This is a genomic window from Pontimicrobium sp. MEBiC01747 (assembly GCF_053601635.1).
The window spans coordinates 12,713-31,613 of record NZ_JBSHNS010000105.1; the positions used below are offsets into that span (position 1 = coordinate 12,713).

17 protein-coding genes are annotated in these 18,901 nt (G+C 30.1%); 3 read left to right on the forward strand and 14 right to left on the reverse strand.

Annotation, left to right across the window (positions count from 1 at the left end):
• Positions 1-21: 21 nt before the first annotated feature.
• The 3 genes from ACVC2P_RS02150 to ACVC2P_RS02160 are packed head-to-tail and all read left to right on the forward strand — an operon-like array spanning position 22 to position 6,828.
• Positions 22-4,596, forward strand: a complete 4,575-nt coding sequence (locus tag ACVC2P_RS02150; protein WP_452596838.1) for an eCIS core domain-containing protein — start codon at positions 22-24, stop codon at positions 4,594-4,596.
• 3 nt (positions 4,597-4,599) lie between these two features.
• A complete protein-coding gene (locus ACVC2P_RS02155) occupies positions 4,600-5,472 on the forward strand; it encodes a hypothetical protein (protein ID WP_452596839.1) in 873 nt (290 codons plus the stop codon).
• 12 nt (positions 5,473-5,484) lie between these two features.
• Positions 5,485-6,828: an ATP-binding protein gene (locus ACVC2P_RS02160; RefSeq protein ID WP_452596840.1), complete on the forward strand. Its 1,344-nt coding sequence runs from the start codon at positions 5,485-5,487 to the stop codon at positions 6,826-6,828.
• Positions 6,829-6,856: 28 nt separating this feature from the next.
• Here ACVC2P_RS02160 and ACVC2P_RS02165 read toward each other — a convergent pair whose 3' ends face one another.
• From ACVC2P_RS02165 to ACVC2P_RS02230, 14 genes are all read right to left on the reverse strand, one after another.
• The gene (locus tag ACVC2P_RS02165) at positions 6,857-7,258 is read right to left on the reverse strand and encodes a hypothetical protein (protein ID WP_452596841.1); all 402 of its coding nucleotides are present in this window, start codon (positions 7,256-7,258) and stop codon (positions 6,857-6,859) included.
• A gap of 170 nt (positions 7,259-7,428) precedes the next feature.
• Complete coding sequence (locus tag ACVC2P_RS02170; RefSeq protein ID WP_452596842.1) at positions 7,429-8,565, reverse strand: type II secretion system F family protein; 1,137 nt, start codon at positions 8,563-8,565, stop codon at positions 7,429-7,431.
• Positions 8,565-9,029 (reverse strand): type II secretion system protein, encoded by a 465-nt coding sequence (locus ACVC2P_RS02175; RefSeq protein WP_452596843.1) that lies wholly within the window; start codon positions 9,027-9,029, stop codon positions 8,565-8,567. The genes ACVC2P_RS02170 and ACVC2P_RS02175 overlap by 1 nt, the downstream gene beginning before the upstream one ends.
• A complete protein-coding gene (locus ACVC2P_RS02180) occupies positions 9,016-9,351 on the reverse strand; it encodes a hypothetical protein (RefSeq protein WP_452596844.1) in 336 nt (111 codons plus the stop codon). Before ACVC2P_RS02180 ends, ACVC2P_RS02175 begins: the two co-directional genes overlap by 14 nt.
• Positions 9,339-10,613, reverse strand: coding sequence for a hypothetical protein (locus ACVC2P_RS02185; protein ID WP_452596845.1), 1,275 nt, complete (start codon positions 10,611-10,613; stop codon positions 9,339-9,341). Before ACVC2P_RS02185 ends, ACVC2P_RS02180 begins: the two co-directional genes overlap by 13 nt.
• Positions 10,613-11,077, reverse strand: a complete 465-nt coding sequence (locus ACVC2P_RS02190) for a hypothetical protein (protein ID WP_452596846.1) — start codon at positions 11,075-11,077, stop codon at positions 10,613-10,615. Before ACVC2P_RS02190 ends, ACVC2P_RS02185 begins: the two co-directional genes overlap by 1 nt.
• A complete protein-coding gene (locus tag ACVC2P_RS02195) occupies positions 11,070-11,426 on the reverse strand; it encodes a fibronectin type III domain-containing protein (protein WP_452596847.1) in 357 nt (118 codons plus the stop codon). The genes ACVC2P_RS02190 and ACVC2P_RS02195 overlap by 8 nt, the downstream gene beginning before the upstream one ends.
• Positions 11,426-12,157, reverse strand: coding sequence for a hypothetical protein (locus ACVC2P_RS02200; protein ID WP_452596848.1), 732 nt, complete (start codon positions 12,155-12,157; stop codon positions 11,426-11,428). The genes ACVC2P_RS02195 and ACVC2P_RS02200 overlap by 1 nt, the downstream gene beginning before the upstream one ends.
• Before the next feature lie 22 nt (positions 12,158-12,179).
• Complete coding sequence (locus tag ACVC2P_RS02205; RefSeq protein ID WP_452596849.1) at positions 12,180-12,692, reverse strand: hypothetical protein; 513 nt, start codon at positions 12,690-12,692, stop codon at positions 12,180-12,182.
• Positions 12,685-13,890, reverse strand: coding sequence for a hypothetical protein (locus ACVC2P_RS02210; RefSeq protein WP_452596850.1), 1,206 nt, complete (start codon positions 13,888-13,890; stop codon positions 12,685-12,687). Before ACVC2P_RS02210 ends, ACVC2P_RS02205 begins: the two co-directional genes overlap by 8 nt.
• Positions 13,890-16,103, reverse strand: a complete 2,214-nt coding sequence (locus ACVC2P_RS02215; protein ID WP_452596851.1) for a type II secretion system protein GspD — start codon at positions 16,101-16,103, stop codon at positions 13,890-13,892. Before ACVC2P_RS02215 ends, ACVC2P_RS02210 begins: the two co-directional genes overlap by 1 nt.
• A gap of 38 nt (positions 16,104-16,141) precedes the next feature.
• On the reverse strand, positions 16,142-17,551 hold the full coding sequence (locus ACVC2P_RS02220) for a GspE/PulE family protein (protein WP_452596854.1): 1,410 nt from the start codon (positions 17,549-17,551) through the stop codon (positions 16,142-16,144).
• Positions 17,552-17,554: 3 nt separating this feature from the next.
• Complete coding sequence (locus tag ACVC2P_RS02225) at positions 17,555-17,803, reverse strand: hypothetical protein (RefSeq protein ID WP_452596852.1); 249 nt, start codon at positions 17,801-17,803, stop codon at positions 17,555-17,557.
• Positions 17,804-18,042: 239 nt separating this feature from the next.
• A complete protein-coding gene (locus ACVC2P_RS02230) occupies positions 18,043-18,438 on the reverse strand; it encodes a prepilin-type N-terminal cleavage/methylation domain-containing protein (protein ID WP_452596853.1) in 396 nt (131 codons plus the stop codon).
• Positions 18,439-18,901: the final 463 nt, after the last annotated feature.

Sequence of the window (18,901 nt, forward strand, 5' to 3'; positions counted from 1 at the left end):
ATATAAAATGTAAGGTAATATATGTTTACACCAGCAGCAAAAAATAACACCAACGCTAAGCCTAGCAACTCTAACCCTTTTAAAAAAGCAAAAGGAGAAAGTGCTTTTATACAGGCTAAGCTTAATGTTGGAAAGCCTGGAGATAAATATGAAGTAGAAGCAGATACAGTTGCAGATAAAGTTGTGTCTAAACAGCAAGGAGGGACATTAGGAGGGGATTTGGCATTTTTCTCGCCAACAGCAACACCAACAATTCAAAAACAAGAAGATACAGAAGTACAGGAGAAACCTATTGCACAAAATATTACACCAACTGTACAATTAGCACCGGTAGAAGAAAAGGTGCAAAAAATGGAAGAAGAGAACGTTCAGTCTAAGGAAGACGAGGAAATACAGAGTAAAGAAGAAGAGAACGTTCAGGCCAAGGAAGACGAAGAAGTGCAGAGTAAAGAAGAAGAGAACGTTCAGTCTAAGGAAGACGAAGAAGTACAGAGTAAAGAGGAAGAGAGCATTCAGTCAAAGGAAGACGAAGAAGTACAGAGTAAAGAAGAAGAGAACGTTCAGGCCAAGGAAGACGAAGAAGTACAAAGTAAAGAAGAAGAGAGTGTTCAAGCTAAGGAAGATGAAGAAGTACAAGCAAAATTAAATGTTTCAACACCTAAAAAAACAAACCTAAGTAGCCGAATTAAAAGAGCAAAAGGTAAAGGAAGCGAAATGCCATCGACCTTAAAAACCAAGATGGAATCAGGTTTTGGAGCAGATTTTAGCGGTGTAAGAATTCATACAGGCTCAGACTCTGTTCAAATGAATAAAGATTTAGGAGCCAAAGCATTTACCAATAAAAATGATATTTTCTTTAACGAAGGAAAATTTAGTCCAGACTCTAAAGAAGGACAAACACTTATTGCTCATGAGTTAACACACACAATTCAACAAGGCGCCTCTAAAGCTAAAGCAGGAGGAAAAGAAGCAATAGAGAGTTCAAAAGCAGAAACACCAATAAAAGCAGGAGCTAACACCAAAAGCAAAGGAGATGTAGCCGACCTAGAAACAGGAAAAGGAGACGTAAAAGTAGAAGGAGCAGAAGTTAAAGCAGGAACACAGTTAGACAAAGTAGAAGGAAAACAAGGAGTAGAAGGAAAAGTAGGAGGAAAAGGAGGTAAAAAAGAAGCAGCGCCAGTAACCACAACACCAAGAAACCCCAAAGAAGATCCAAACTTTAAAAAATTAGAAGGACGTATAGATAATACTGCAAAAGCACAAGGTGACCACGAAGAACCAGAAGCCTCTGCAAGTGCGGCACAAAGTGCTGCAGTTTCTCCTGCAAATGAAAGAGAAAGTATGGCGCAATCTGGACAAGTGGATGCTATGGCAGAAGCCGAGCCAGGAACCTTTAATGCAGCAGACTTTAAAGCGAAATTAATGGAGCGTATTGCAGCAATGCAATTACCAGCTAATCAAGACGAAGCCGCTAACTTCGATGAAAATAATAATATAGACGAAGTAAATGAGGCAGCAGCACAAGATGTAGAAGGAGAAAAAGCAGCAGCAGCAGGGCCAGTAGCACAAACCACAGAGCAAGAACCTAATGTTGATGCAGTTCCAGAACGAGAAGTAACACCATTACCAGAAGCACCAGTAGGAGCTAAGCCACCGACAACGAATCCAACAGCTGCAATGCCTCCAAAACGAGGAGATGCTGAGGTTAATAAACCACTAGAAGATAATGTGGCTGAGGTAGACCAGCAAATGGCTAATAATAAAGTAACAGACGAGCAGTTAGAGAAATCTAACGAACCGTCTTTTATGAAAGGATTAGATGCTAAAAAGGAGGCCAAAAAAGATGCAGAAACAGCACCAGCACAATTACGTAAAAAAGAACAAGGCGTACTTAATAATGTTAAAGCAGGCGCGGCAGGAAAAGAACAAGCAGGCTTAACAGGAATGCATCAGGTGAGAGGTCAATTATTAAATCAAGTTGCAGGATCTCAAACTAAAACAGGAGCAAACGATACTTCGGAGCGAACACGTATAGCAACAGAGATAAATAAAATTTACGAGAAGTCTAAAGCAGATGTAGAAAAAATACTTAACGATTTAGATACAGACGTAAAAACAGCATTTAAAGCAGGAACAGATTTAGCAAAAAGAAAATTTGAACAGCATGTAGATGCAAAAATGAGTGCATACAAAGCAAGACGCTATAGCGGATTAATTGGAGCGGGACGTTGGGTTAAAGATAAGTTTGCAGGAATGCCAGACGAAGTAAACGATTTCTTTGTTACAGGTCGTCAAGTATATATAGACACTATGGACAAGGTTATTACTAAAGTAGCAGAGTATGTCGCTACAAAATTAACCGAAGCCAAAACACGAGTAACAACAGGTAAACAAGAAGTACAAGAATATGTAGCGTCGCTACCTAAAAACCTTCAAAAATTAGGAAAAGAAGCAGCCGAAGACATTAACGATAAATTCGACGAGTTAGAAGATTCTGTAAACAGCAAACAAGATGAGTTGGTAGACAGCTTAGCAGAACAATACATGGAAGGCTTAAATGCTGTAGATGCACGTATAGAAGAAATGAAAGCCGCTAATCGTGGGCTTATAGATGCAGCCTTAGGCTTTATTAATGGCATTATAGAAACCATTAAAAAACTTAGAGATTTAATAGCAACACTTTTAGCAGAAATACAAAATGCTATGGATGTTATTATGGAAGATCCAATAGGTTTTGTCTCTACACTATTCGAAGGTGTTGGTAAAGGGATTGATATGTTTATGGCTAACATACAAAAACACATGTTAGGTGGTTTTGTTACTTGGTTAACAGGAGCGATGGGACCAGTTGGTATAACTATTCCAGACGACTTATTTAGTCTTAAAGGAATCTTTAGTTTAGTCATGCAGGTACTAGGTTTAGGGTGGGATTTTATGCGTAAAAAAGCAGTATTACTTTTAGGAGAGCCTATGGTTGAAGCTATGGAAAAAGGTTTCGAAATGTTTCAAATTATAAGAGAAAAAGGGGTTTCTGGAATGTGGGAGCACATTAAAGAACAATTTACAGATCTTAAAGAGACCATTATAGAATCCATAAAGAGCATGCTAATTACGCAAGTAATAGAAGCAGGTATAAAATGGCTGTTAAGTCTATTAATTCCTGGTGCAGGATTTATAAAAGCCATAATGGCAATTAAAGATCTTATAGTATTCTTTGTAGAATCTGCAATCATGCTAATACCATCTCTAATTGAGGCTATTAGGTCGTTAGCAAGTGGAAATGTAGCAGGAGTAGCGAAAGCTATAGAGAAAGGTCTAGCCATGTTATTACCTCTTGTTATTAGTTTATTTGCTAAATTGATAGGCCTTGGTGGATTAGTAAAAAAAGTACAGAAAATCATTAAGAAAGTACGTAAGCGTATAGATAAAGCGGTTACAAAAATGATTAAGAAGGCTAAAGCTAAGTTTAAGAAGTTATTTAAAAAGAAAAAGGGTAAGAATAAAGAAGAAATAAGAACTGACAAGGAGAAAAAGAAAGATCTTAAAAAAGCAATAGCGGAAGCAGATAAACTTTTTGCTAAAAAAGGAATTACTGCTAAAAAAATTAAGAAGAAGTTACCTAAGATCAAAAAGAAGTATAGGCTTAATAAAATTGAATTAAAACAAGATAAAACAAGTAAGAAATATTACGTAGAAGTTTTTATTAACCCAACAGAAAAAAGTGTACCAAAAGTATTATCCTCAAAAGAAATAGATGAATTAATAGAAGAGCATACAAAAGGAGATGTAGGTGGAGGTGGCACTGCAATTATAACAATGATTGAACGTTTTGCAGCCAGACCAAAGGAAAAAGATGTTTCAATTGTAGCTGGAGCAAAACATTATAAAGAATTAGACGAATCTAAAGTGCCATTAGAGAATGCACTCAAAACAGCAACACCTGAACAAAAAACAAAATTAGAAAAATTATTAAAAGAAAGAAAAGAAGCGTTAGACTGGGTGAACGGTTTTAGTAAAGAAAAGATTGCTCATATGGATGAGCCAGAGTTGGGAGCAAGTCTTAATGAAGAAGAATTAAAAAAATCTTTAAGTACACTTCCTAGTTGGGCTGCTAAGAAAAAAAGTGAGTTTATAAAATATTGGAAAAAAGTAAGAGAACCTATCAGAATTGATAAGGATGGAAGAGAAATGATTAAAAAGGTTCAGCAAAATGCTAATAGGAATACTACTAAATTAAATAAAGATATTAGTAAATTAGACGAAAGATCTGATAAAATGAAAAGAACTAGTGATAGTACTAAAACAGGAAAAGTTAGTAAGTCTAAAATAAGAACTCTTAAAGACCAGTATAATAGAATTGAAGGCGATTTTAAAAGACTAAACAAGGATTATATAAATGTATTAGGAGATTTGCAAGGCGTAGATGATGGTAAATTAAAAGATGCTATAAAAGGGCTTATACATAAAGATGTTGAATTTAGTTCTATTAAGAGTGAAATTAGTGATGCAATAAAAATATTGACTCCACTTCAAGCAAAATTAAACAATATAGAATTGAATATTCAAAATGTGAAACCAGTAGTAGAAAAGTTATAAAGCATGTCAAAAAGCATATATGTAGGAAGTGATTTAAGTTCTTATGATTTTATAGAGGATAAGATTAATCAATCTGTTGAATTTTATTTTTGTGAATTTAAAGATTACTCATTTTATGATTTTCGTTGTAAAGAACTAAAATTTGTAGGATGTTTTTTTGGAGAAGGCGTATTTGATGATGCTTGCATTGATAAAATTACATTTAATAATTGTTATTTTAAAGATGTAAGTAAGTTTGAATCCTTTGAAAGAGATTCTGAAGAAAATAATATAAAACAAATAGTATCATTAAATGGAGATGTAATAATCGAATCTGATAATTGGAATTTAAATGAAACAATAATTAGTAGAGAATTTGAGAAGATTTACACTATATCGTCCATAGGAGAAGAGGTTAATCTATTTCTAGAGAATATGTTTAATCAGCACATTGGTATGGGTAATATTGAAGTTTTTTTACCTATAATAATGTCCGGAATGCATAATAGAGATGATTATGTTAAAAAGGAGGTGTTAAAATTTGTTTTGGACAAAGTTTTAGATAGAGATTTATCAGAGTCAATAAATCATAAATTAGTTGAGTACTCATTATTTTGGTTTAATGATGAATTAATTTTTCCTTATAGAAAGGATTTTTTTCAAAAAATTTCTCCAGATAAAGAATTTCATTTAAGAAGTATTGAAAGATTGTTAGATGAAGAAAGAAAAGGAGCGTATAGTACGTTTCAAATTTTAGCTGCTATTCATAGGCTTATGTCTATCGATAAAACTTATGGGAATCAAAAAGTAATAAACAAAGTCAAAGAAATTAGTTTGACAGATATCCATAATAAAGATATATGTCATAGTATAATTAATTTATGGGAGGCTAAATAAGACTAATAATAAATGGACAGAGACAGGATTATAAATATAAATTCAAAAAAAAACTTCAAAGCGATATTTAATCACTTAGAGGATACAATAAAGCACCGATTAACTCTTGAGTTAACAGGAGAAATTGTGTCAATTCCAGAATTTAATATAGAACATAATCCATCGTATTTAGCACAATTTATTTTAAACTATAGATTAGAAAATGAAGATGTAATACTATTATTACTGGCATTAGTATCACAGTTAAGTCCTAGTTTTCTAAGTAATATTATTACCGAATTTTTACCAAATGGAGGCGAATTTGCAGAATTTGGAGGCATTAAAGGAAAAAACCATCGCGGTATTTTACCAACAGCCGAAACAGCACTATACATTTTGTATGGAAATGATATAGAAGAACGCTTACAAGGCATAGACTACATACAAACAGAGTCTTTTTTATTTAAAAATAAAATTCTCATGTTAGAAGGAGTTCCAGCTGGAGAACCAAAAATGAGCGGACGTATACTTATAGATGAAGAGTATTTGGCTAAAATAACAACTGGTGCTATTTTAAAGCCACAATTAAGTCAGGAATTCCCAGCAAGTTTAATAGAAACCGATATGGAATGGGAAGATTTAATACTTAAAGACAAAACTATTCAAGAAATAAAAGAAGTTGAGGTATGGTTAAAACATAACGAAACCTTAATGAACGACTGGAATATGCGAAGCATTATAAAGCCAGGTTTTAGAGTTATGTTTTATGGGCCACCTGGAACAGGAAAAACATTAACAGCAGGTTTATTAGGAAAGTACACCAATAAAGATGTCTACAGAATAGATTTATCTATGGTAGTCTCTAAATATATTGGGGAAACCGAAAAAAACCTATCTAGTTTATTTGATAAAGCCATAAATAAAGATTGGATTCTATTTTTCGATGAAGCCGATTCTATATTTGGTAAGCGAACTAATGTAAGAGATGCGCATGATAAGTATGCAAATCAAGAAGTCTCATATTTACTTCAACGAATAGAAGCGCATCCAGGGTTGGTTATTCTAGCATCAAATTTTAAAAACAATATAGATACAGCTTTTACAAGACGCTTTCAATCTATAATAGAGTTTCAAATACCAACACATGCAGAGCGTCTACGTTTGTGGAAAAATAATCTACCTAAAGAAATTCCATTAGAAGAGACCTTGTCACTAGAATCGCTTTCAAGAAAATATGGAATAACAGGTGCTAATATTGTAAATATAGTACAGTATGCTTGTTTAAAAACATTAGCAAGTGGAACGCATGTAATAAAAGAATCTTATCTTATAGAAGGAATCAAAAAAGAGTACGCAAAAGAGGGGAAAACATTATAAACTAGGTTGGTAAGAATTCTAAAAAAAACTAGTCCTCTAATAATTTGTTTTGAGACCATTTTATAGCATCATCCAAATTATTAAAATCGGTTAACATTCCATTTAAAAAACTATTCTCTATACTTATAATGGACTTTTGTAGCTCAGAATAAGTTACAGCTGCAAATACTTTAATGGTAGGAAATACCTCTTTTATTTTAAGATAATTAACAGGAACATTTGCATAAGAGTTTACTCTATTAGAGATGTATGCAAATGGCTTATTTTTAAAATGAAAAGAAACCAATTCAGAAATTTTCATGGCATCATCAATGTCAAAAGAGATGCCTTCATTTAGTTCGGTAATTAAAAAGTTGTCATAAAAACGAACGTTTCCAAAATCGAAATTATAAGTTTCTATTAAAGTAAATGTTTTAAGTAGTAGGGACATAAGTTGCAAATGTAATAGATTTCAATAAAACAAGTCTTTATTTCTAATGACTTGTTCTTTCTTTATTTAGTAGTTTTAATTAAAATTATTTGATAATTAACTGTATTATTCGCTACATTAATTTAAGTGAAGTTTTACGTCTAGGAGTAAAAGACAATAGAACAGAATACTTACCCAATAACACTACTTAACTTAAACATTGGTAGGTACATCGCGATTAAAATAACCCCCACCATTATACCAACAAATAGAATAATAAATGGTTCCATAACAGTAGAAAGTAGTTTAGATTTTTGTTGTACTTGTGTATTGTATTGTGTGTTTAATCGTTCAAAAATAAATTCGTTTTGATTGGTTTCTTCTGCTACCTTAACCATAGCAATCATTTTTTCGTCAAATAATTTGTGATTACTTAAACTAGAGCTTAAAGATTGTCCTTTAAGTATGTTTTGTTCAACAGCATTTAGAGCATTTTCTAAAGGATAAAAATCTATCATTTGTTTAACCAATTGTATACTATTAACAACAGGAACTTTAGAAGCTGTTAATAAAGAGACAGCTTGTGTAAATTGAGACAAATATACCGTTTTTACAAAGTTACCAATAAAAGGAATTTTAAGTACAAAGGAGTCTTTAGCTTTTTTAAACCACTGTTGTTTATTAAGAAGGGGTTTTAGACTAATAATACCAATAATGATGATAATAAATAACCAGCCATAGCTTTTGGTAAATTTTGAAGTACTAATGATAAATTTAGTCACCTCAGGCAGATCAACGTTTTGTTGTTTAAATATATCTTGAAACATAGGGACAACAAATTGTAGCATAAAGGAAACAACTAAAACAGCAGTCGATAAAATAATCATAGGGTATGTTAAGGCACTAATAAGGTTTCTGCGTTGCTCATTTTTTCTAGCATAAAAATCACCCAATTGTTTAGTAACTTGTTCTAAAGTTCCTGTTTCTTCTCCAATTTTTAAGGAATGATACTCATAATTTGTAAATGTTTTTTGGAAATGAATAGCTTCAGAGAGACTTTGCCCAGAGATAATATCATGAGAAATAAAACCTAATATTTCGGAATTTTGTTTCTTTTTTTGTGAGTTTTGAATAAGCTCTAAAGCATCTTTTAAGGTAATCCCAGCTTTTAGTAGCACACTTAATTCAGTATAAAAATCTTCTTTAATTTTATTAGAAAAAGTAGAGTTTCCAAATAATATAATCTCTTTTTTTAAAAAAGATGTAGTATCATTATTGCTCTTTTTTTGTGTTTTCTTCTGTTGTATATTATCTAACTTAAAAGCCATTAATTCATAAATGCAGTAGCATCATTTTGTTTGTATATAAATAATTTTTTATTTTGAAATACTTTGGACGTTTCCAGTTTTATGGCATCTGTAGTGCCTTTTTCAATAGTATTTCCCTTATAAAGGAAAACTTTACTTTGTAATTCTATATTAAATGTATCTAAATCTTTTATAATAGATGTTCTTGTAAACTTATAGCTAGTAGAACCTAATACTGAAGATAATTCAAGTACGTTATTTGTAATATTGTAGTTAATGTTTGGATATCTATTAAAATCTATCCATAATGCAGTTTCTAGTGTGTTGAGTTCAGTTTTTTGATTATAATTTTGTTGAATACTTCCCATATGTTTTTGTACTAAGGTAAGTACAGAAAAAGCAAGTCCAACAACAATACTGGTTAGTATTAAAACAACAATAAGTTCACTTAATGTAAAAGCTTTTATTTTATTATTTTGTGTCAATATATTGTTTTAAAATAGTTTTGTTAGTTTTAATATTATTTGCTTCAAACTCAATAATAGTAGTAATGTTTTCTCTAAAAGAATCAATAATAATGTCCCAGTCTCCAAGAGATTCTTTATATGGCAGATCTATTTTATTATTAATCTCTAAATAGCGTAATTCAGTTAAATGCATATCTATAGCATTAGTATCGCTCTTAATGGAGTTAGAGAATATATTATTTAGAATGGTACTAGCTACCATAAAAATAATAATAATTAAAACAGTCGCAACTAATGTTTCCATTAAAGTAGATCCTTTTATTTTTTTTAGTATAACCATTGGAGTATTCCTTTTTTAGAGTTTTTAAATGGTAAACCAATATAATTAGTATTTAAACTATCTACTATTATTTGTCCGTTATATATATGGTTTTGGTAAATAGAACCAGCCTTTTTAGTTGTAAAGTTATTTGTGTATACAGTGCCAAAAACACTGCCGTTTAATTCAAGATTATCATTACAAAAAACTTCACCATATACTTTGGTGCCTTCTGCAATTGATAATTGAATATTATAATTGTTTTTCTGTTCTAAATCAAAATAAATAACAACTCCTTTTATAGTTGAATTTGTATTGATTTTAAGAGGAATAATTTCTTTATTTGTTGTCGACTTATTTTTAGTTTCTTGTTTTTTTATAACGACTAAAGCAGAAGGGTAATTTAGAGTGCAATTTTTTTGCATAATTATCTCTTCTGATGCAATTGCCTGAAAGTTTCCTTTTACATGTTGTCTAATTTCTATTTTAGGAGCAATTAATATAACATCTTTTAAAGTTGAAGTATTATCAACAATGATTTTTGTTTTCGACTTAACAATAATATGCCCAGAAATAGTAGTATTATTTAAGTGAATTGTAGAAGGCTTAAAAATAACTTGTACTGGGTTTAAAAAGGAGTTGGAATATTGTTGACCAGCTTCGAGATTTATATATTGACTTTGCGGTGTTTTAGAAATAAGAGTATTAATAGTTTTAATAGTGTACAATAACTCTTTATTTAATTGAGGGAAATTTGTAGATTCTTTAGTAGAACCATAAATGAGTTGTGTTCCATAATAAGATTGACCAGATATTGAACCAGATTTTATTCCTGACTTAGGTAAGTATGCTAAACCCGCAATTTTTGTATTACCAACAATAACCAGAGGTTTGTTGTTGTCTTTTAAATGTAAGGCTGTTCTGTTTAATGGAAGTTGAGTCGCACCTAATAACGCAACTTTTTTATAAGTGTTAGTTTTAATTTTGGAAATTGAGATTGTTTTTTCAAAAATTCCCCAAAAATCTCGATACACTTTTAAAGATTTGTAGTTTTCGTCGTTTAAATTTATAGCGGTAGTATCATTAAGTTTAACTGTATTTAATAAAGTATACTTAATGCCATTGTTGGAGTTGTTTATAGATTCTTTAATAAAATTAGTTTGTATGGTAAAACGCTTATGGGTTTGCACAAAAAGTATAAAAGCAATTAATAACAAAGCGATAACAATACTTATAAATAAAGTGAATTGTAATGCGCCTGCCTTTAATTTTATTCTAAACATTATTTAATGGAAATAGTTTGTGTTTTATTATTAAAACGAATAATAATTTCTTTTGCGTTTCCTTTAATGAGTTTCACACTGTCTGCAACTTGATTTTTTTTCAATAAATATTGTTTGTTATTAATATCTATCACAAAAATTTGATTTTTAGAATCTTGCTTTTTAATAAGGCCTTTATAGATAATTGTACGAGAGCTAGTAGTTTTTTTATGCTTCGAGCCTTTTGAAGAAGCTGTTTTATTTTTTCTTCTAGTTAATGTTCCTAAAAAAGGGTCTTTAGCTACTGTTTGTATAGAAAAAGTATCAATTTTTGCTGCGTGGTTTGGGGTGAAGTTAACAGTAGTTTTTTCGTTGGTGTATTTAGGTGTATTGGGGTTTAGTTTTGAAATTATTTTATAACCAATATAGCCCCAAATACAAATTACAGCAGTTATTAATATGTATGTTTTTGTCTTACTATTCAATGGTTAAATTTTGAGATGTATATACTGTTTCATAATCAGAGTTTTTTGCTTTTACTCTCCATTGGTATGCTCCAACGGCTAATGTCTTTAAAAAACTAGTTGAAGCTATTGTAGAGTCTAGCACAATTTGGTCTGCTGTTTCAAAATCTGGAGTAGCAATTTGTATGGTGTAACGTTCTGCATCTTCAACACTTTGCCAAGTAAACGTTACATCTGTAATGTCCAATATACTATTGTCTGTAGGAGCAAGAATGGTAACTGTTCTGTTAGATATATCCTCTACTTCAATAATATCATCGCAAGATATTGTGGATATAAAGACACAAAATAGGATTAGAATTTTTTTCATTATAGTTTAAAATAATTAATTTTTCTTTTAGCTTGTTTGGCAGAAGGATAGGTTTTGTTTGGACAACTTGGTTTTCCTATAACAATATCTACAATATTTACACGATGCGCATTATTCGCCTGCCAACAGCAATTAGAGCTATCGTAAGTAAAAACAATCCCTTTATTAAAACTTACATACTCTGTTATTTTTCCATTTTCAAATAATCCTATAACATAAGACTTTAAATTGTTTTCAATTAAAAAAACAGATTCGGCATTGGTTATTTTGTTAATAGTTGAAGAATCGAAAGCAATTGAGATACTTGTAATAATACTAGCGTTGTAATTTGTGCTTAAATAGTTTTGTACATTTTTGTTTTTCCTATTATTTAAAGCCTCAATAAGTGTTACTTTATCAGCAATATCTAATTTTAAAAACTGAGGTTTGTTATCTAAGGAGTCTACATATTTAATGCTAATGGTCGCATTTTGACTTTTTTTGGCTTTAGTAAAAGCGTTATAAGTTATTTTAGAGAAAGGAATTTTAGAAACAGAAAGTTTAATAGGTTTTTCGTAACTAGGAATAGCTGTAGTGCTATAATTGTGTTCTAGAATTTGGTTTTTATCTAGACCTATACTACCTAGTGTGACTTTTTGGTTAGTGATACTTTGGCTACTATGTTCAATAGTAACAGTCTTGCAACTTGTAATTACAAGAAATAGGCATAGTATTGTTATATATTTAATCATGTTATAATTTCTTTTTTTTATATTAACCAAAGCTTTTTAGTAATACGTGTGCTTGTAAATAGTATTTATTTGTTCTAAAATTCTTCTTTTTTTCAAAAGATAAATTAATGATTTCTCCAAACTTTGTTTTTTGTTCTAGAATATGTATTCCTTTTATAATAGAGTTATAATCACCCTCTAAAGTAAATTGATAAGTTTTTATAAGTAAATCGTTTTGTTTGTATAAATGAGGTTCTAAAAAAGTGACAACTTTTATATTATTTGTACTTGCAAATGAGTTTATGGTTTTTAAAAGGTTGTTTTGTATAGAGTTTCCGTTAAGTTGATATTTTTGTAATATAGAATCGTAATACTTTTCTTTTTGTTTTAGTATAGATAACTGTTTTGGTGTATTACCAAATAGGACTTCTTGCTTTTTTAAAAGTGTATATTCTTGCTTAGCTTCTAGCGTGTTAACAATGGCAAATTTATAGCAGATAATAAGGGTTAATAAAAAACCAAAAAGTAACGTTATGTTTTTTGTTTTACTAGTCATTACTAATATTAATTTTTAAACTAAATGAAGATAATGACGAAGAGATGTCGCTATAGTCTGTAATTTCTGCGCTGTTAATCCAATCTTTAGTTTCTAAAAGATCAACCCATATAGAAAATACAGGTTTATCATTAGAATTACCAGTAATTATTATTGTATTATAGTTTAATTCTATTTTTTTAGAGGGTTTAATGCGTTTCTGTAATGGTTGGTATTGTAAACTAGAAAGTGTAATAGAATTAGGCATGCTTTGTATAATTGAATTTGCATAATAAGAACTTTTAGAAGCATTGCTTTTAAGAATGTCGTCTACCATTTTTTCTCTTTTACTTACAGATTCATTTAGTGTAACTATTTTCTGCTTGGTATTTTGATTAATCTGTGAGGTCTGTTTAAGATTCTCTGCTTTGTTAAAATAATGATTGAAAAATAGAAAATTAACTAACAGTATAGCTAAAATAAATAAGCCTGCAAGTTTTATAAATTGACTAAAGAAACGAGCATTTGTATAGGTTTTTAATAGTTCTAGTTTAGATGTTTCAAAGTTAGTATCAGTGTTACTGTTTCCTATAGCAGATTGAAGAGCTCCAGAGAATGATAAAATGTCCTCATTTGATGTCTTCAATCCATTAATATTGTAATGACTTATAGTTGGGATCTCAGTCTTTTCAATACTTTGTATTTTTTTGTTATCTAATTGTATAATAGCATTAGAAGAGGTAATGGTATTGGTGGTGGTAAAATCTGCAATAGAGGCTATTAATATGTTACCTAATGATATGTCTATAATAGAAATATTATTATTGTTATAATCACGAATTATAATATCTATATATTCTTTTCTACAAAGAGAAATAAAATGAATATTGTTTTGGTGTGAAACTTCAAAATAAAAGTCATCTAAATTTATGTTTGGAAAGGCTTTGTAAACTAACTTTAAGTTGTCGTTCTGCTCACTTTCAATTGTTTTAGATAAAACATTTTCATTATTAATAATTAAAACAGCATGCTGTTTTTTAGGTAGCTTTTTAGAGATGTTATTAATGGTCTCTTCATTAAAAATTGAATCTGTAATAATTTTAGATTTTTGTTTTTTAAGAACATAAGCTACTATAATAGCTTCGCCTACTTTTGTAGTGTGTTCTATACCACAAAAACGGTTCCCAAATTGAAAATATGTTTTTAGTTTAGTAATCATTAATAGATAACTGTAGGCTTAATTAATACAGAGAGTTTAGATTTTTTTGCTTCACGTTTACGTTTACTAAATAAGTATTTTATAATTGGTATTCTTGCTAAAAAGGGAACACCATTACCAGAGTTTTCTTTAGAGTTTTCTTCTAAGCCTCCTAATATAGCTATGTCTTGGTCTTGCATGCGTATTATAGAGGTAAACGTTCTAGAAATAAGGTTGGGTGGAGCATCTGGATCTATACGCCCTCCAAAGCTAGATTGTATAACATTAATATCTAATAAAATTTGACCATTACCAGAGACTGAAGGTTTTATAGTTAAGCCCAATTCGGCTTCTATAGGGAAATAATTTGTTATCTCAGAAACTTGTGGATTGTCTGAACCAAAAACATCGCGTTGGGTTACACCGTAATAGGTAGTTTGCCCATTAGAAAATGTGGCACGATGCCCATTTAATGTTGCTAACTTAGGAGTTGATAGAATTTTAAAATTACCATTAGCTTCCATAGCTTTAATATTGGCAAAAAAGTTTGGAACAACCTTTCCTAAATTGAAACCGCCAAAACTATCAAACCCTCCGATAATTTTATTAATAGTTGTGGCACCTAGTTTAATATTAGCTTCAGGAAAAATGCCACCTTGTGTTGTTGTTGGTGCATCTCCAATACCCCAGTCAATTCCTGTTTCTACAGTAGATGATCGACTTACCTCTATAATCATTACTTCTATTAGTACTACAGGAACGGGCTTATCTATTTTATTAATAAAGGCTTTAAAGCGCTCTATTTTTGCACTAGGGCCAGTAATATAAAAGCTATTCAGTTCGTAGTCGGTATTAAAATCTAAACCTTCCTTAATCTCTTCAGGTACTATACTTAATAAACTTTTAGATTCACCACTGCTTTTTGAAGTTGTTCCGCTTGAGGTTTGTGGATTTCTAGAACTATTAATTTGTCCTGAATTTCTATTGAAACTGTTTGAAGATGATGAGAAGTTATTATAAGAATTAAAACTGCCACCTCTATTGTTGTTAAAATTTCTTTGTCTCGAATTTCCTCCTGAAGGATCATCTAACAGTTCAACTGAGCGATATTGTAAATACACAATTTCTACGTTACGTACACTTAGCTGTTTTTCTGTACCAAAATAATAGATGTTATTTTCTTTTTTAAAAGTAAAAATGCCTTCATTGTTATTAGACGCGTTTCCTCCAGAAGGGCTCAAGCCTGTTCTTTGTGAAGAGTTAGTACTTTTTTGTGCTTTCCCTCCATTAGGAGTTATATTAGACGTGCCTTGAGACTCAAATAATTTAACTAATAAATCATCAAAATGAATGGATTTAGCTTTAAATGAAGCATTACCTGCTTTGTCTAATGGTGTTGCTGTAAAAATATCTATTTTTAATTCATTACCAATGTCGTTTATAATATCTCCAATAGGTGTGTTTGTAAAATCTACTTCTAATAATTTAGTTTCGGGATTAATAACCTTAAAAAAGAAATTAGATTTTCGCCTTCTTACTGGTCTTTGTTGTGAAGAACTTGTAGGTGAAACACTTCCATTTGCCACATTTGTATTAGTTCCTTCAAACAAGTAAAACCCATCTTTAGTTTTTTCTAAATATAAGTTATTAGCAAAGGCTAATTTATCCATAGCTGCATCAAAAGGAGTCTCTTGTATATATGCTGTTAAAGATTCGTTCCCTAATCCAGGGGAGAATACAAGATTTTTCCCAGTAACATCCATAATACGCTTAAATACGTCGTAAAGTTTATCTCCCTTTACATCTAAAGAAATATTAGAATTACTTGGAGTGTAGCTTACAGGAATAACACGTTCTTTTTGTTGTTTTGGAATTTCAATATATTTTTTTATAGATAATATGTTTCCTGTAAAATCTATTGTTAAATTATATTCTTTACATAAAAAAACTAAAAGATCTGCAACGGTAACATTTGTAAAGTTGTTTTTTATTTGTTGATTTAAATTAGGGTCAACATTAATATTTACTTTATGTATTTCAGATAATCCTAATAAAAAATTAGAAAGAGTAATATCTGTAACTTGAATTTCGGTTTTTACATTTTCAGTTAATCCAACTGTATTAACAGACAAGGCATCTAGCTGATGTTTTATGTTTTGAATACGTTGGTCTTCTTTTTGCGCAAAAGAAAAACTAACACTAAGTAGTAATAAAAAGTATACTATTTTTTTCATATATATTGCCCGTAAAAACGGGAGGCGTTTATTTTGTATTAATCCGATAGCAATGCATAAGCTTCTTCTACAGAAGTAATTCCTTCTTTTATAAGTGTTAAGGCGTTACTTTTTAATGTAGAAATATCTTGTTCGGCAATATAGTTATCGATTTCTAAATCGTTTTGTTTTATGTGGTTTATTAACGTTTTTGTAATAGGTATTATTTCATAAATAGCTTTTCTGCCTATATAACCTGTGTGGTAGCATTGGTTACAACCAGTAGCTTTGTAATGTGTTTTTAAATCTATTGGAATATTAAAATTTGAAGGAAAAATGTCTTTTTTCACAGGAGATTCAGTTTTACAGTTATTACACAATTTTCTAACTAAGCGCTGGGCTACACTAACATTTAAAGTACTTGCAATTAAAAAAGAAGGAATATCCATGTCTATTAATCTAGAAATGGTTGCCCAAGCAGAATTAGTATGAATTGTTGATAACACTAAATGCCCTGTAAGTGCTGCTCTAATAGCCATATTTGCTGTTTTAGCATCACGAATTTCACCAACCATAATAACGTCGGGATCTTGACGTAAAAATGTGCGAAGCGTACTAGCAAAATCTAAACCTATATTTTCTTTAAGCTGTACCTGATTAATACCCTCTAATGTATACTCTATAGGATCTTCTATAGTTAAAATATTGGTTTGGTCATCATTCAATAATTTTAACGTGGCATATAATGTAGTTGTTTTTCCTGAACCAGTAGGGCCAGAAATAAGAATAATACCATTAGGTTTTTTAATGGTTTCTTTATACGTTTTAAGTTCTTTTTCTGTAAACCCTAAATCACTTAAATTTATATGATTAGTATCTTTACTCAAAATACGCAAAACTAATTTTTCGCCATGTAATGTTGGAAGTGAAGACACACGAATATCAAATTCATCTCTATCTGTTTTTACGGTAATGCGCCCGTCTTGTGGTAATCGTTTCTCCGAAATATCTAAACCAGCTTTAATTTTTAGCTTATTAACTATTACAGGGTATTCTTGTATAGATATTAAAAACTGCTCTTTTAATTTTCCGTCTAAACGAAAACGAACACGACATTTTAATTCGTAAGGCTCAAAGTGAATATCACTACTACCAATATCTTTTGCAGATTGTAAGAGTTTCTCTAGAAAATCATTACTGTAATGTAAATCTTCAACTTTATTGGTGTTGCGTTGTCTAAAATTAGTTGCTAAATAATATTGTATATTTTCTGTAGATTCTTCAATGAGTTCTACAGTTTTACCTAAAACAATTTGTAGTTCTTGTTTTAAATTATCTGTCGGATTGTCGGTTTTAAAAACTAAAGTAGTATCATCTACCTTAATTGGAATGATATTATAATGATAAGCTTGCTCGCTGCTAATAAGCTGCAATAAAGGGGTTGCTATGTTAAAAGAGTGTTTCAATATAAATTAAATAATATAAATATAAGGTATAGCTCCTAGCCAATGTGAAACATATACAGATGCAAAAAATAAACTTAAATAACCTGCTAGTGGCACCGATGCTATTTTTGTTTTAGTTTTAAAAAATAAGTGTAAGACTAAAGCAAAGACAAGAGAGAATACAAACAAAATAATGAATGAGGTGGTTGAAAATGAGAGTGTTAACCCTATAAATAGCAAGACGTCTCCTAATCCAAACGTGTTTTTAAATGCCATTTTTAATTTATATTTTGAATATAAATAAATAACAAGTAACATTAAGCTGATAAATATAAAATTAACTCCTACGGCATAAATAAAAGTGCTATATACCACATTTTGATAATGTAAAATACCACAACAACTAGCTATTACAGGGAATAAAATCCAATATACTTCTCGTGTTTTTACATCTTGTAAAAACACAAATAATAAGCTGATAATTAATAGTATCTTAATGCTTAATATCATTAATGTTAATCTTTTACAATTTGTTTTGGAGTTCCATTTTCATCTATTTCCCAAACATTAAATATACCATCTCCATCAAAATCAGTTACGGCAGTTGCTCTTGCTTTAAATGTATTACTATCTGCACTTAAGATTTCGTATGTATAATTGGCCTTGCCATTTTCGTTAACCGTTTTTGGTGCTTCAAAGTCTATTTCACTTAAATCATGAGAATATTTAGAGTACATATAACGATGTGTAGTTTGGGAGTTATGTATATGTGCTAACTGTGTTTGTGCTTCTATACTTCTTGCTCTACCTATTAAAGGCATTAAATTAGGTAATGCTAGTAATAATAAAATACCTATAATAACAAGTACTATTAAAATTTCTTGAAGATTGTATCCAGGGATTTTTTTCATAGTATTTACTTAATAAAGTGAGGGTGGTTGTTTTTAGTATTTAAAAATTAAATATATAAATATAGAGTTAACTGATAAAACTATTTAATTAGTGTGCATATTAAATTAAAAAGTTACAAAAAATAGAGCTAACTCTATCAAAAATAATATTTAAACTAAAAATAGTGTTTCAATATTAAAATGATTAATAAACATTTACAAAGCCAAAAATAATATTAAATATTGGTTAAATAGAGGAGTGTACCTGTTAAATAGGTTGTTATTTATAAATTTAGACTAACTTTTCATAATTTAATTAAAATAATTAGTCATATTTTTTATAAAAAAAACTGTAACAACCTATAAAAAAGGGTTACCCATTAGTAAGTAAAGCGATTATACTTTAACTAAGTATTTAATAAATCAAATTAAGAGGGCATGTGTTTTTTATAATTAAAAAGAGACATTAAACAATTGGACTTTA